The 14,456-nt window shown below is 35.3% G+C and carries 14 protein-coding genes; all 14 read right to left on the minus strand.

What is annotated here, in order from left to right; translation table 11 throughout:
• Nucleotides 1-4: 4 nt before the first annotated feature.
• Nucleotides 5-730 carry an SDR family NAD(P)-dependent oxidoreductase gene (locus tag K0U91_RS02040; protein ID WP_220180222.1) on the minus strand — a complete coding sequence of 242 codons (726 nt, stop codon included), beginning with the start codon at nucleotides 728-730 and terminating at the stop codon, nucleotides 5-7.
• Nucleotides 731-2,047, minus strand: coding sequence for an FAD-binding oxidoreductase (locus tag K0U91_RS02045; RefSeq protein WP_220180223.1), 1,317 nt, complete (start codon nucleotides 2,045-2,047; stop codon nucleotides 731-733). It lies immediately after the preceding gene.
• 82 nt (nucleotides 2,048-2,129) lie between these two features.
• Complete coding sequence (locus tag K0U91_RS02050) at nucleotides 2,130-3,017, minus strand: decaprenyl-phosphate phosphoribosyltransferase (protein ID WP_220180224.1); 888 nt, start codon at nucleotides 3,015-3,017, stop codon at nucleotides 2,130-2,132.
• 113 nt (nucleotides 3,018-3,130) lie between these two features.
• Nucleotides 3,131-3,820, minus strand: coding sequence for an OmpA family protein (locus tag K0U91_RS02055; RefSeq protein ID WP_220180225.1), 690 nt, complete (start codon nucleotides 3,818-3,820; stop codon nucleotides 3,131-3,133).
• A gap of 20 nt (nucleotides 3,821-3,840) precedes the next feature.
• Nucleotides 3,841-4,332, minus strand: a complete 492-nt coding sequence (locus K0U91_RS02060) for a lipocalin family protein (RefSeq protein WP_219971157.1) — start codon at nucleotides 4,330-4,332, stop codon at nucleotides 3,841-3,843.
• 119 nt (nucleotides 4,333-4,451) lie between these two features.
• The gene (locus tag K0U91_RS02065) at nucleotides 4,452-6,146 is read right to left on the minus strand and encodes a S8 family serine peptidase (protein ID WP_220180226.1); all 1,695 of its coding nucleotides are present in this window, start codon (nucleotides 6,144-6,146) and stop codon (nucleotides 4,452-4,454) included.
• Between the two features lie 10 nt (nucleotides 6,147-6,156).
• Nucleotides 6,157-6,765 carry a WbqC family protein gene (locus K0U91_RS02070; RefSeq protein WP_220180227.1) on the minus strand — a complete coding sequence of 203 codons (609 nt, stop codon included), beginning with the start codon at nucleotides 6,763-6,765 and terminating at the stop codon, nucleotides 6,157-6,159.
• A 63-nt stretch (nucleotides 6,766-6,828) separates the two neighbouring features.
• A complete protein-coding gene (gene lepB, locus K0U91_RS02075; RefSeq protein WP_220180228.1) occupies nucleotides 6,829-8,568 on the minus strand; it encodes a signal peptidase I in 1,740 nt (579 codons plus the stop codon).
• 108 nt (nucleotides 8,569-8,676) lie between these two features.
• Nucleotides 8,677-9,378 carry a 4-hydroxy-tetrahydrodipicolinate reductase gene (dapB, locus tag K0U91_RS02080; RefSeq protein WP_220180229.1) on the minus strand — a complete coding sequence of 234 codons (702 nt, stop codon included), beginning with the start codon at nucleotides 9,376-9,378 and terminating at the stop codon, nucleotides 8,677-8,679.
• A 12-nt stretch (nucleotides 9,379-9,390) separates the two neighbouring features.
• A complete protein-coding gene (locus K0U91_RS02085) occupies nucleotides 9,391-10,041 on the minus strand; it encodes a DUF5683 domain-containing protein (protein WP_220180230.1) in 651 nt (216 codons plus the stop codon).
• Nucleotides 10,042-10,932 (minus strand): ParB/RepB/Spo0J family partition protein, encoded by an 891-nt coding sequence (locus K0U91_RS02090; protein WP_219971163.1) that lies wholly within the window; start codon nucleotides 10,930-10,932, stop codon nucleotides 10,042-10,044. It abuts the gene before it with no gap.
• Between the two features lie 37 nt (nucleotides 10,933-10,969).
• On the minus strand, nucleotides 10,970-11,743 hold the full coding sequence (locus tag K0U91_RS02095; protein ID WP_219971164.1) for a ParA family protein: 774 nt from the start codon (nucleotides 11,741-11,743) through the stop codon (nucleotides 10,970-10,972).
• 166 nt (nucleotides 11,744-11,909) lie between these two features.
• The gene (locus tag K0U91_RS02100; RefSeq protein WP_220180231.1) at nucleotides 11,910-12,749 is read right to left on the minus strand and encodes an energy transducer TonB; all 840 of its coding nucleotides are present in this window, start codon (nucleotides 12,747-12,749) and stop codon (nucleotides 11,910-11,912) included.
• A gap of 252 nt (nucleotides 12,750-13,001) precedes the next feature.
• Nucleotides 13,002-14,288 carry an adenylosuccinate synthase gene (locus K0U91_RS02105; RefSeq protein WP_220180232.1) on the minus strand — a complete coding sequence of 429 codons (1,287 nt, stop codon included), beginning with the start codon at nucleotides 14,286-14,288 and terminating at the stop codon, nucleotides 13,002-13,004.
• Nucleotides 14,289-14,456 lie beyond the last annotated feature (168 nt).

A 14,456-nucleotide genomic window follows, 5' to 3' on the forward strand; every position in this document is an offset into this window, starting at 1 on the left:
GATGCTAAAGTTTTAATTTTTTAAATATAAATTCAGGAATATTTCTGATAATCATCATTATAACGCCCCAAATCGGTAAAACGTATGTCACATTCTTCTGCTTTTTGAATGCTTTGTAAATACATTCTGCAGCCTGCTTTGGATTAGCTGTTAATTTCGGATTTAATGGTAAACCTTCCGTCATTTTAGTTGCCATAAATCCAGGTTTTACGGTTAAAACATGCACTTTTTTTTCAAAAAGATAATTTCTCAAGCCACTTAAATAAGCTGTAAAAGCTGCTTTTGCACTTCCGTAAATGAAATTACTTTGTCTTCCTCTGTCACCGGCAACCGATGATAGCCCGATGATTGTTCCGGATCTTCTGCTTTCAAATTTCTGAGCAAAATAATTGATTACAGGAACCAATTTTGAGTAATTGATATCTATGATTTTTTCGGTATTCTTATTATCATATAAACCCTCTTCTGTACCATCACCCAAATATCCTGTCGCACAAAACAAAAGACTTGAATTGACAGAATCAAAATTCTGATAATTAATTTCTTTTGTCAAATCGAGTTCAATAATTTCAGACTGCTGCAAAAATTTTACATCAATGTGTCTTGCAAAACGTTCCGTAGTTTCTTTATTCGACGTAAAAAGATAGATCCTTTCAAATCTTTCGCCTTCCTGCAAAGCTTTTTCTACAAATGCCTGCGCAATCTCCGATGTACTTCCCAGAACTATCATTTACTTATTATTTAGAATTCTTTTGTGCTGTAATGACACAAATTTTGAGCTGTTTACGTTTTTCAGATAATCGGTCAGCGAAGATCTGCTCATGCTATCTTTAGTAAGATAAATTCTTCCGCCAAATTCCTGTACTATATGATCGAGCTGATCAACGAGTTGCTTCAGTTTTGAATTGACTTTAAAATCAAGCGCTAACGTGTAGCCTTCAAAAGGAAAGGAATTGTATGCATCAGTATTATTTTCTCCAAACAGTTTTAAAACGGCCAGAAAAGACCCATTTCCACTGTTGGCAATAGTTTCAAGAATTCTTTTCATTCCCTCTTTTCCCGTTTCTTTAGGGATGACCATCTGATATTGAATAAATCCTGATTTGCCATAGATTTTATTCCAATCATTTACGAAATCCAAGGGGTAAAAGAATGTTTCATAATCTACAAAATTCTTTATTTCCTTTTTGGATTGTTTTTTATAATACAGAAAATTGAAAAGCTTTACCGTCAAAGCATTTAAAACAAAATTCGGAAAATAGAAAGGTACCGTTGGTGAGAATTTTTTCTTTAAAACCAAAGGACTTTTAGCCTCATTCTCCGCTAACTCATGGCGAAAGGCATGCTCGCCGCGCATCAGAATACTTCTCCCTATATTTTGTCCTTTCTGCAGACAGTCGATCCAGGCAACAGTGTAGGTCCAGCTTTCACTTTCTTCAAAAAGTCTGAATATTTCGTCTAAATTATCTGCTTTTATGCTTTCCTGACGAATGTATGCGGTCTCAATATTTTTAAGTTTAAATTTTGCAGAGAGAATGATTCCCGTAAGTCCCATTCCGCCGATTGTAGACCAGAATTTATCTGTATTGTGTTCACGTGAACAGGTGATAACATCTCCGTTTTCGGTCATTAATTTAAATTCTGTCACATATTCTGAAAAACAACCTTCAGAATGATGATTTTTGCCGTGCACATCTGATGCAATGGCACCTCCAATAGAAATAAATTTTGTACCAGGAGTTACATATAAAAAATAACCCTGTGGTACAGAGATCTCAAGAACTTCTGACAATAAAACCCCGGATTCGCATTCGATAATTCCGTTGATACGATCGAAACTGATGAACTTATTTAGTTTTTTTGACGAAAAAATATTTTCTCCTAATGAAGCGTCCCCGTAACATCTTCCGTTACCACGTGCGATAACTTCATTATGACTGAGTACAAATTCTTTAATTTTTTTGAAGCTGTCTTCCGACCTCATTTCTTTTTCTACTATGGGAAAATTACCCCAATTGGTAACTTTTTGTGTGAAATTTGGCTTCATCGGTAATTATTTATTTTTATTACGTAAAATGCAATCACCACAAAATTTTCAATATTGTTTGTAGTTTTCAGTCTTCGTGATTTCATTCTTTAAAATAAATTTGAATTAAAAATGCGGCAACCCAAAATATTAAAGTAATTTGTATGTATCGGTCTCTGTAAACAATTTTAGTAGGAGATTCTGTCCTGTTATAAACCAGAGTTTGCTGTAAATATCTTAAAAAAGCAAATACCACAAAAATCACAGTATAAAAAACCCTAGAGTGAAATTTTGCCTGGACTTCCGGTGATAAGGTAAACATGAGATAACAAATGATCGCCAAGGTCACCGAAATAGAAAGCGCAATATCTGCAAACTGTACATTATAACCATCCAGGGCTTTTCTTGTTTTCCCCGAAACCTGTGCATTAATCAATTCACCTCGTCTCTTCCCAATCGCTAATACCAGTGCAAGAACGAAAGTCAGCAATGTTGCCCACTGTGAAATAAAAATCCCTGTGATATATCCTCCGGCCTGTACCCTTAGAACAAATCCTGTTGCGATAATAAAAATATCAATTATGGGAACGTGTTTTAGCTTAAATGTATATGCAAGATTCATTACAAAATAAGTCCCAATGATGGCGGCAAACTTCCAGAGCATTTTATCAAAATAAAACTGTGCAAAAAATATTAATGCAATATCTATAATTACTAAAGCTGACAAAATACTTAGTGCTTGCGGTTTTGAAACGGCCCCACTAGCCAATGGCCTTCTTCTTTTTTCCGGATGCTGTCTGTCTGCTTCAATATCGTTGTAATCATTGAGAATATATACAACACTTGCAGCCAATGAAAATATAATGAAAGCAAAAATACTTTTGCTCAGTAAATCTATATTTCTAATATTACCTGAAAAAAATAAAGGTACAAAGACAAACAGGTTTTTGACCCACTGCTCTACACGAAGTAGTTTTAGATATTTCTTCATTTATGTAATTTCATTTGCAAAATTAGTGAATTTAAAGCAAAAAATAAATGCCGCATAAAAATACAAAAAAAACCGCCAAAGCGGTTTTTTCTGATTATATTTTATACTAATGACTACTGACCTTTCTGAGCGTCATTAATCATTTTTTCGTTTGCTGTAATTGCAAACTCTACTCTTCTGTTTTTTGCTCTTCCTGCATCTGTATCATTTGATGCTACAGGCATTGATTCTCCTTCTCCTAAAGCAAACATTCTGCTTGACGCTATTCCTTTAGACATCAAATAAGATTTCACAGAATTAGCTCTTCTTTCAGATAATTTTTGATTATAATCGTCAGCACCTACACTGTCTGTATGGCCGTATATATTGATGTTCGTATCAGGATTATTTACTAAAACTTCAGTCAGCTTATCTAAATTTGTCTTTGCAATAGAAGTAAGATCTGATGAATTGAACGCAAAAGTAACTATACTTTCATTCATTGTAATTTTAATACCATCACCTACTCTTTCTACTTCAGCACCCGGTAAAGTTTCTTTAATTTCTTTAGCCTGCTTATCCATCTTACTACCGATTACGTTACCTGCAACTCCACCAATAATACCTCCTAAAACGGCACCTAAAGCTGCATTTTTACCTTTCCCAACATTATTCCCTAGAACTCCGCCGATCACTGCTCCTGAAGCTGCACCCACTGCAGTACCTCTTTGTTGATGATTAGAATTCTGAATGGTCTCACAATTTGTAAGCAATAATGCTGAAGATAAGAAAAATGCTCCTATATATGTTCTATTAAAATTCATAGTATTTATTTTAAATTAATTTATTTCATTCCTGTTCTTTCAAAGTTGTAAACAACTCTTACCGTACTTCCATCAAAAGGCACATTTTGTTCTAAAGAAAACTGGTCTGTAGTCTGATTGATGACGTCTAGCGTATAGCCTACAGTATTTTGTTTTGCCTTTGTACCATCCTGAATTTTTTTAAACATAAAGGTATTTCCGTCCTTTACTTCAAATTTTATTGGCTGCGTAAGTGCAGGACACTGCCCACCACCATTCAATGTATAAGCTCCCGTATAGTTGTTAGGTATAAATCTCCAATGACTTCCGATAAAGCACTGTGCGTCTGCACCTTCATCAAATGGTTTGATTTTATATTGCTTATCATATTCTATACTGACAATCTGAAAATCTCCTTTCATTTTCAAAAATTCAGATCTGTTGCTTTGTGCATCTCCCGCTTTTTTAACGGACGAACAAGACACTGCAAAGAGTGATGTTCCTAAAATTGACGCTAGTAATAAGTTTTTCATAGTGTTGTTTATTATTATAAATAAAGTATATAAAAAAACCGTGCCAAAATAGAATAACTCAAAACAAAAGCCCGAAAATATCGGGCTTTTGTTATCATTAATGAATGAATATTTAATAATTACAATTTCAAAGCTTTTTTAGACTTTACAGCTTTTTTAGCTTTTACTGGTTTATTCATCTTAGAAGATTTTCCTGTATAGAATTTCGTAAATGCATATTGAGCTGCTTTTTCTAGATCAATAACACCTCCTGCCTGAGATTTGTTTCCAAACTCATTTTCTGTATTTGCGTTGCTAGTTTTAACTAGAGCCTCAATAATCTGTGCAGGCTTTAGATTTGGCATGTATGCCAATAACACCGCTGCAGCACCTGCAACTACAGGAGAAGCCATTGATGTTCCCTGCTGATAGCTATACTCATTATTTGGTACAGTAGAATATATTTCTTCACCCGGAGCAAATACATTCACCATTTTTTTATTGTAGTTTGAGAAGCCAGCTCTCAACTCATTATTTCTGTTGGTACTTGCACCCACAACCAAAACATTGTTTACGAAAGGAGCTTCATCTGTAATATTCTTGAAGTTGGTAGGATATGCCAAATGTTCTGCCACATCTTCATTTTCATTTCCTGCTGCTTTCACTAAAAGAACTCCTTTATCCTGAGCATATTTAAAAGCATCCCACACTACACTTTTACCCGGAGAAACAGGTTTTCCAAAGCTCATATTTAAAACTTTCGCTCCGTTATCTACAGCATATTTTATGGCATTGGCAACATCCTTATCTCTTTCATCACCATTAGGAACGGTTCTCACCACCATAATTTTGGCAACTTTTGAAGCAACACCATACTGAACTTCTTTCCCTTGCGGCAAGCCGGCAATAATACCTGAAACGTGAGTACCGTGCTCTGCATCAGGACCTTGATAATGGTTATTTCCGTAATTTTTTTCAGAATAATCATCATAGTTATCACCTACAACTTCTGCTCGTGGGTCATAAGTAAGATCATATTGTTTGGCCATAGGACCAAAATGATCAAGCGCATTTTTTATTTCCTCCTTCAAGAATTTCTCCACATCAGAAGGAGATTTTCCTGCCAGTTCAGGATTTTGAGCCAAATTATTCAAAATCTGCAAGCCTATTGCCTGCTTTTGCTCTGTTGGCTTAATGCTGGCTAAATTTTCTTTTGTCAAAGGTTTTCCGTTTAACATTTTAACCATTTCAGGAATTGCCTCATTGATCATTGTGAATTGCTTGAAGCTTTGTGCAGCTTCTACACTTTTCTTGGTAAAAAGCTCTTTAGACTTCATATACATCGCAAATTCTTCTGGCATTTTTGCCTGATTTGCTTTGTTCTTTGTAGAATCATCACCTTCAAAAACAGATTTATATTTGGCAACAACTCTGGTAACTTCCATGTTATCTACGTCAATATCACCGTTTTTTCCTCCGATGAAATTCCATCCGTGAACATCATCTATGTAGCCGTTTCTATCATCATCTTTACCATTATTTGGAACTTCATTAGGATTTGACCAAATATTTTTTACCAATCCCGGGTGATCAACTTGTACTCCACTGTCTAAAACACCAACAACGACTGTTTTGGGTTTAAGACCTTTGGATTCAAGAAATTTGTAAGCATTTTCTGTGTTTACACCATACACTTTTGATGTAGCAAAATCTTTATGATACCACGTCATCAAATCCTTATCTTGTTTCGGATCAAGAGCTGTAGCTTTTGCATCCTGTGCATACGTAAAACTAAAACCTGCTAAAAATACAGCAGCTAAAACTATGTTCTTCATTTTGTAAGAATTATTTAATATTTTTAAGATAAGTCACAGATTCCGGTCCTTTGTTACAAATAAGATCTAAAATCGATAAATCTTTTAAAAAACCGTATTTATCTGTGAAGATCTGATAATACTCTTCCATTTCAAATTCCGGCTCGGCTTTCGTAGAAAATTTTTCACGAAAGTTTATTTCAGAAGGATTTTTGATATACTCTTCATTCAAAGAGTATGCCTTTTCTGTCTTCAGTATTTTCTGAATAATATCTATACTTTTTAAATTAAAATCTAACAAGTATTTCTCTTTTTTCTGATAAAGCACTTCAAATTTATCTTCATAATATTCAAAATATGCAGAGCCCCGGTAAACATTTTTTATAGATTTCCAATGAATCTTTAACCAGTCTTCTCTATAAGAAATTTCGATATCTTTGATTTCTCTTTTTCCGGTATGATCGATTGGAATAATCAGTGAAAGTTTTCCGTTTGCTCCATAAATATTGGTCCTGTTTCTAAAGGTCTGCTTGGGAAAGCTTTCATACTGTTCAAAGAACACTTCATTTTCGGGGTTTAAAAAGACCGAAAACCACGATATGGGTGGTAGATAAAATACCGGTAATAATACGTTCTCCATTGTTTTTATATATAAAATGAAGTATTTTCTCAAATACTTCATTTTATTTACTTTATAAATCAGTTATAAATCTTCTTCTTTTTTCTTTTTCCCGAAAAGTTTAACGAAATATTCCCAGCCGAAGAAAAGAACAAGAATCATTGCGGCGATCCACCAATATGAAGTTTTGTTGGCTTCACCGGTATTGGTTGCTTTAAACATTCTGTCCCAGCGGATTTTCATCCCAAAAAACGAACCTTTATTAGCTTGATAACTTGAACTATTATCTTTAAAAGCACCTTCTAAACTCATCCAGGTAAACATTGGTTTTCCAACGATGTTTGATTCCGGTACAAAACCAAAAAATCTTGCATCAAGTGAAGCATCCCTATTGTCACCGACCATCATATAATAATCCTGCTGAATTGTGTATTGATTGGCTTCTTTTCCGTTGATGAACATTTTACCGTTTTTATATTCTAATGTATTATGCTCATAGTTTTTAATGATCCACTGATATTCTGGTAACGTCTGTGTATTGATAGCAACAACATCACCTTTTTTAGGAATTTTAAGTGGCCCATATTGATCTTGGTTCCATCCTTTATTGATTGGGAAAATACAATTTGTAGTGTCAATTTTGCTAGAAAGTAGAGCTTCATCTAAATCATTTCTTAAAACTTCTCCGCTTTTGTCTTTTCGTGGAAAATATCTTATATCAACGTTTCCCTTTGCTTGAATTTCTTCTTTGAAGTCTAGAACCTGTGGAAGTGCTTTAATTTCTTTAGCAACTGAATTTGTTAGGCCTTGAAATAAATAAGTGAATCCTATAATAGTTTTCTGTTTTGTAATGGGATCTTCATTATAATTAGGCATTTCTTGAACAGGCAAAAATCCATAAATATTGTATAACGCAGAAATATCTAATTGACTAGATGTTTTCAAAATAAATGAATGCTGAACTTCCTGATCTCCCAAAACTGTTTCAGGTTTTCCGTTCACAAATAATCTTCCGTTTCTCATCTCGAAAGTATCACCTGCAACAGCAACACATCTTTTCACATAAGGATCAGCACGGTCAAGCGAAACGTGTACAGAATCTCGCGGATAGTTAAAAACTACAATATCATTTTTCTGAGGCTTATTGAATTGGAAAATTCTTTCATAAGGTAATTTTACTGCTTCCACATAAGATTTTGGATCATCTTTCGGGTTTCCTTTTTCACCGGTATCAAGAATAGTTCCTTGCAAGAATGGGATTGCCAAAGGACGCATTGGTAATCTGTAACCGTAACTCCATTTATTGACAAAAAGAAAGTCTCCTACCAAAAGCGTTCTTTCCATCGATCCTGTTGGAATACCAAAAGGCTGCGTGAAAAAAACGTGAATGATCGTAGCAAAAACTACCGCAAAGGTTATGGATCCAGCAAAAGTATCTTTCTTTTTTGAAGACTTTTCTTCTTCTGTCAGATACAAATCATTTTCATCTTCTAATTCTGCATCTTTAGAATAGTTGACGGTTGCCATGTAAATGAAAGGTAGAATTACAGTAAGAACCTGATGCTGAACAAGACTTTTACCGAATTTTTTCATCAGATAAATATGGAAAACAGACATCATAATAGGTCCCACGATTGGCAGGTATGATAAAATTGCCCACCACTTCGGGTGCTCCGTTTCTTTTAAAATAATAAAATAATTGTAAAAAGGTACGAACGCCAATAGCGGACTATACCCCATTTTCTTGAACAGCTTCCAAGTGGAAATTCCCATCAATACTGATAAAATGAGAACATAAACTAAATATGTTAAAAAATAATTCATAAATTTCTGTGCCTATCTATAATTTGAGTACTGAGCGATGTGTAAGTGGTAATGAGCAGTTACACAAATTCTATTATTAGTTTGCTAAATTATGGTTTTGTTACAAAATTAAAGTCCTAAAACGTCTTTCATTGTAAAATTTCCTTTTTTATCTTTGATCCATTCTGCAGCGACAACTGCACCTAATGCAAAACCGTTTCTGTTGAACGCCTTATGTTTAATTTCAATCTCATCAACATCACTTCTGTAAAATACACTATGAGTTCCCGGAACTTCATCTTCACGTATGGCAAAAATCCCCAATTGCTTATCTTGAGTCTCCTCAAGCTTCCAGGCATCATATTTAGGATTATTTTTAAAAATTCCGTCCGCCAAAGAAATTGCTGTACCGCTGGGAGCATCCAACTTGTGTATATGGTGAATTTCTTCAAGCTGACAAGAATATTCGTCAACACTTTTCATTAAATCAGCTAATTTTTCGTTTAAAGCAAAAAATAAATTGACCCCTAAACTAAAATTTGATCCGTATAAAAATGCAGTTTCGTTTTCTATAGCAAGATTTTCAATTTCAGATTTTCTTTCGAGCCAGCCAGTTGTTCCGCAAATCACCGGAATTTTATTTTCCAGACAGGCTTTTATATTATCAAAAGCTACTTCGGGTAAAGAAAATTCGATCACAACATCGGGATTATTCAAATTTTCAGCAGTTGGAGTTTCTTTCAGTCGCGCAACCACTTCATGACCTCTTTTTGTGGCAATCTCGTCGATAATTTTGCCCATTTTACCATATCCGACTAACGCAATTTTCATATCTACAAAGTTTTAAAACTTGAAATTTAAACTTAATCCTGTCTTTGGCGGATTGTTTCCGAAATCATCATAAATTACAGCGGGTGTAAATGTAAGATCCGGGTCTTTACGACCTTCATACAAATGAGCGTCTACTACAGCATCTACAATATTTAAAATATAGATAAGACCGGTAATCGCAATCGCATAATCACGTTGCCTCTTTGATCTATCCTGCGCATTTCCCAAAGCAATTTTATCTAAATATGGGCGCTGATCTACAAACTCATTCGGAGTTCCGTTGAGTTTTGCGATGTAATATTCGCGGTATTTTTTATATTGATTTTGATTCCAGATAGCAATGCCTGCGCCTGCTCCAACAGCTCCCCAGACAATGGGGATTTTCCAGTATTTTTTATTGTAGAACTGTCCCAATCCCGGCAAAACTGCAGAATATAAACCCGCCTTTGTAGGATTTAATTTCTTCACCATAACTTTAGCGGGCGCATTTGCTTTTTCTATACTTTCGACAATAGAAGTTTCAGGAATTTTATTCAGCATTGTGCTGTCACTCGCAACGGTTTCTACCTTCGTATCTCGGTTTATTACGGTGTCACGAGGAATTATCTGCGAATAAATAACCGCATAAGCACATAAGAAAAATGTGAATAGTGTTTTTTTCATTTATTTGATATGGGATAAAATATACTCCAACTCGTCTTCATTTTTGAAGTCGAGTACAATTTTACCTTTTTTCCCGCTTCCGGTGGTTCTGATTTCAACTTTTACATCCAGAATATCAGCAATTGTTTTCTGAGCTCTTTTATAATTATTCGAAAGTTCAGCTTTTGCTGATTTCGTGGCAGGTGATTTTGGATTTTTTAAGGCAGTTGCGGCCTGTTCCGCTTGGCGCACATTCAACTTATCTTTGATGATCAGATCAAATAAAATTTTCTGAAGTTCCTCATTATCCATACTGATGATGGCTCTGCCGTGTCCTGCCGAGATCTCACCGCTTCTGATCGCATTCTGAATATCCGGACTCAATCTTAATAATCTGATAGAATTGGTAATCGTACTTCGGTCTTTCCCTACTCTCTGGCTCAGATTTTCCTGAGTCATCCCGATTTCGTCTAGGAGTCTTTGATAGGTAAGCGCAATTTCTATAGAATCAAGATCTTCACGCTGGATGTTTTCCACAAGCGCCATTTCCAGTAATTCCTGATCATTAACCAGACGGATGTATGCCGGAATTGATGTAAGACCTGCGATTTTACTTGCTCTGAAACGTCTTTCCCCGGAAATGATCTCAAAGTTTTCGCCGTCTTTTCTAAGAGTAATCGGCTGGATTACACCAAGATTTTTAATAGACTGTGCAAGTTCATTTAATGCTTTTTCGTCAAAATAAGTTCTTGGCTGAGTAGGATTCGGGTATATATCTTCGATGGAAACTTCCACGATATTTCCCACAAATTTATCTGCACCTTCATCAGTCGCGGAGTTTACCATAGCTTTGGATTCTGCACTCAAAATCGCACCTAAACCACGTCCCATCGCTCTTTTTTTATCTTTCATACTATGTTTATAGCTTAATACCTATGGCTTTTAGCTTTTAATTCTTAACTAAATTCTCGTTTTTCAAAAGTACTTCTTCTGCCAGTTGAAGATATTGAATCGCTCCTTTACTTTCTGCATCATAGTTTAAGATACTCTCACCAAAACTTGGTGCTTCACTCAACCTTACGTTTCTGCTGATAATGGTTTCAAAAACCATTTCCGGGAAGTGAGCATTCACTTCTTCCACTACCTGATTTGAAAGTCTCAATCGGCTATCATACATAGTCAGCAAAAGACCTTCAATATCCAGATCTTTATTGTGGATTTTCTGAACGTTTTTAATGGTATTCAAGAGTTTTCCCAAACCTTCCAAAGCAAAATATTCGCATTGAATGGGGATGATTACGGAGTCTGCTGCTGTAAGAGCATTGATGGTAATCAAACCTAAACTTGGAGCACAGTCAATAATAATATAATCATAGTCATCTCTTACGCTTTGCAATGCTTTTTTCAGCATGTACTCACGATTGACCTTATCAACCAATTCAATCTCAGCAGCAACCAAATCAATGTGAGAGGGCACAATATCAAGATTAGGAGTTGTGGTTTTCTGAATACAATTTCTTGTTTCCACACTGTGTTCCAATAAATTGTACGTGGAATACTGAACCTCTTCAACCCCAAGACCCGATGTCGCATTAGCCTGCGGATCTGCGTCTATGATTAATATTTTTTTCTCTAATACCCCTAATGCCGCGGCTAAATTGACAGCAGTTGTAGTTTTCCCCACACCCCCTTTCTGATTAGCGATACCTATGATTTTTGCCATTGCTTGAACTTTAAGTTTCAAAAATACACATTTTTCTCTGCTTTCAAGGAATGGCTAAAACGAAAGTTGAGTTAAAATATTGTTAATAAGGATTTTAGACATTAAAAAAATTATCCACAAAATATAGTATTTTGTGGATAAGTGTCAAGAGTTGTTTTGAATATATTTAATTATCGAATCTCATTGAAATCGGGAATTTGAAATAACTTCTCACGGCATCACCATCTTTATTTTTACCAGGAATCCATTTACCTTTTACGGCTTTAATTGTTCTTAGTGCTTCTGCATTAAAGGTGGCGTCTTTTCCATTGGTCTTGATATCTGAAATTGTTCCATCTGTTTCTACAATAAAGGTAACAACAGTAGCTACACTAGTTTGATCTTCAAATGCTGAAGTATCAAATTTATTCATTACTTTATTTCTGAACGAGTCTATCCCACCCTCAAAACTAGCCTGTACGGCAGGAAACTTATCAATTGCTTTAGGATCTTTAATAACTACATTTACCGGAGGTTGTACTTGATTAATGGGACCGTTTCCAGGAATTGCAGTTGGCGGAACATATGTATTTTGCGCAGCCGGAGGTGCAATAAAATCGTTCTTTACACCAGCAATAGCATCTCTAGGGATATCTTTTACAATTTGACTTTCATCTGCATTTCTTCTCGGGGTGACTACCTCTGCATTATACTGCTTCACACTTGGAGGAGGGGTAGCTTTTACAGGCTCAATTTTCACTGGTGGCTTCACAATAGGATCATCCGGGATAAACATTGGTGGAGGAAGTACATATCCTCCGTCTGTCACTGGTTCATCGGTTTTAAAAGCCGAAATAATCATTGGTGTAATCGAAATTGCAGCCAATAAACTAACACCTATAAAAAGTGCTTTGGTTAAGATTCTGTCTGATTCATTTCTTAGTACATAGGCGCCGTACTGTTTGTTACGGCCTTCGAAAAGGACTTCATTGAATCGGAAATCCTGATTGGTTTGTAGGTGTTTCATCACGATAAAAATTAAATTTGTTAATAATATTGCAATTATTAGTTTTCTATACAGTTTCTATTAATCTTTGAAACAATATCAAAATATTTGCCAAAAAATTGCTAAAACTTAAACAAGATTAAAAAAGTCATGATAAAATGAAAAATTAACTATGCTGAAAATAAGATGTACGAAATTTGTTATAACTGGTTCAATCTGTAAACAAAAAAAATCCCGCTTTCACAGGATTTTGTAATTCATATTGGAAAAAAATTAGAACAATTCTTTTCTGATGATATTCTGACTTCTTTCCGGCCCTACAGAAACTAGGTAAACATTGATTCCTAAATACTTTTCGATAAACTCAATATATTTTTGAGCAGTATCCGGAAGCTCATCATAGCTTCTGACCTTCGTTAAATCTTCCTTCCAACCCGGTAAATCCTGATAGATCGGTTCGTAGTTATACAATTTTTCTGTTGATGAAGTGAAATAGTCGATGATTTTTCCGTCCTCAGTTTTATAATTGGTAACGATTTTTAAGTTCTCGATTCCTGTAAGAACGTCTAATTTAGTAATTACTAAGTTATTGATTCCGTTGATCATACAAGCGTGCTTTAAGGAAACCAAGTCTAACCAACCTGTTCTTCTAGGTCTTCCTGTAGTCGCTCCGAATTCACCACCGATTTGTCTGATGCTTTCACCCAATTCATTATCCAGTTCAGAAGGGAAAGGTCCGTTTCCTACTCTAGTACAATATGCTTTGGCAACACCAATTAAATTCTGAAGTGACGTTGGTGGAACACCCGCTCCAGTACAAACTCCTCCGGTTGACGGAGAAGATGATGTAACATAAGGATAGGTTCCGAAGTCGATATCCAACATCAATGCCTGAGCTCCTTCAAATAAAACATTTTTACCGTCTCTGATGGCTTCGTTCAGTTCTAATTCAGTGTCAACGATTCTTTCCTGAAGCTGTTTTCCGATCTCTAAATATTCGTTGTAAATCTCTTCAACATCCAACGTAGGCTTTCCGTAATATTTTTCAAAAAGAGAGTTTTTAACTTTTAAGTTTTTCTCAATTTTATCTCTTAAAATCTCAGGATTCAAAAGATCTACCATTCTGATCCCGATTCTTGCAATTTTATCTTCATAGCAAGGTCCGATTCCTTTTTTAGTTGTCCCAATTTGAGTTCCTCCCTGCTCTTCTTCACGGTAAGTATCCAAAAGAATGTGGTAAGGCATAATGACATGCGCTCTTCTGCTGATAAAGATGTGGTCTGTTCTTAAGCCTTTGCTCTCAATCTGACCAACCTCTTTAATGAAAGATTTAGGATTTACCACGACACCATTGGCAATGATACATTTCCCTTTACATTGCAAAACTCCTGAAGGAAGAAGGTGCAAAACAAATTTCTCTTCACCCACATACACCGTGTGACCAGCGTTGTCGCCCCCTTGGAAACGCACTACATAATCAGATTTTGCCGATAAAACATCCGTGATTTTTCCTTTACCTTCATCTCCGTACTGAAGACCTACAACTACGTAAGTTGACATATTTTACTTTTATTTTAGATTCGTACAAAATTACTTTTAAAAAATTGGGTGGGCAAATTTGAGGGGGAATTTATTTTTTGGGTGAAAAAATTAATTAAGTTGCAAAAATTTAGAAATTTAAATGCTTTATCTCCTCGAACTATAAACAAATTAGAAAAATTAGGAAGA

It is taken from the genome of Chryseobacterium sp. LJ668, assembly GCF_019613955.1.
Classification (GTDB): Bacteria; Bacteroidota; Bacteroidia; order Flavobacteriales; family Weeksellaceae; genus Chryseobacterium.

Excerpts from the sequence above, each read along its gene's own strand:
- K0U91_RS02040 (WP_220180222.1), bottom strand. The coding sequence starts at position 730 with ATGATAGTTCTGGGAAGTACATCGGAGATTGCGCAGGCATTTGTAGAA.
- K0U91_RS02045 (WP_220180223.1), bottom strand. The coding sequence starts at position 2,047 with ATGAAGCCAAATTTCACACAAAAAGTTACCAATTGGGGTAATTTTCCC.
- K0U91_RS02050 (WP_220180224.1), bottom strand. The coding sequence starts at position 3,017 with ATGAAGAAATATCTAAAACTACTTCGTGTAGAGCAGTGGGTCAAAAAC.
- K0U91_RS02055 (WP_220180225.1), bottom strand. The coding sequence starts at position 3,820 with ATGAATTTTAATAGAACATATATAGGAGCATTTTTCTTATCTTCAGCA.
- K0U91_RS02060 (WP_219971157.1), bottom strand. The coding sequence starts at position 4,332 with ATGAAAAACTTATTACTAGCGTCAATTTTAGGAACATCACTCTTTGCA.
- K0U91_RS02065 (WP_220180226.1), bottom strand. The coding sequence starts at position 6,146 with ATGAAGAACATAGTTTTAGCTGCTGTATTTTTAGCAGGTTTTAGTTTT.
- K0U91_RS02070 (WP_220180227.1), bottom strand. The coding sequence starts at position 6,765 with ATGGAGAACGTATTATTACCGGTATTTTATCTACCACCCATATCGTGG.
- lepB (WP_220180228.1), bottom strand. The coding sequence starts at position 8,568 with ATGAATTATTTTTTAACATATTTAGTTTATGTTCTCATTTTATCAGTA.
- dapB (WP_220180229.1), bottom strand. The coding sequence starts at position 9,378 with ATGAAAATTGCGTTAGTCGGATATGGTAAAATGGGCAAAATTATCGAC.
- K0U91_RS02085 (WP_220180230.1), bottom strand. The coding sequence starts at position 10,041 with ATGAAAAAAACACTATTCACATTTTTCTTATGTGCTTATGCGGTTATT.
- K0U91_RS02090 (WP_219971163.1), bottom strand. The coding sequence starts at position 10,932 with ATGAAAGATAAAAAAAGAGCGATGGGACGTGGTTTAGGTGCGATTTTG.
- K0U91_RS02095 (WP_219971164.1), bottom strand. The coding sequence starts at position 11,743 with ATGGCAAAAATCATAGGTATCGCTAATCAGAAAGGGGGTGTGGGGAAA.
- K0U91_RS02100 (WP_220180231.1), bottom strand. The coding sequence starts at position 12,749 with ATGAAACACCTACAAACCAATCAGGATTTCCGATTCAATGAAGTCCTT.
- K0U91_RS02105 (WP_220180232.1), bottom strand. The coding sequence starts at position 14,288 with ATGTCAACTTACGTAGTTGTAGGTCTTCAGTACGGAGATGAAGGTAAA.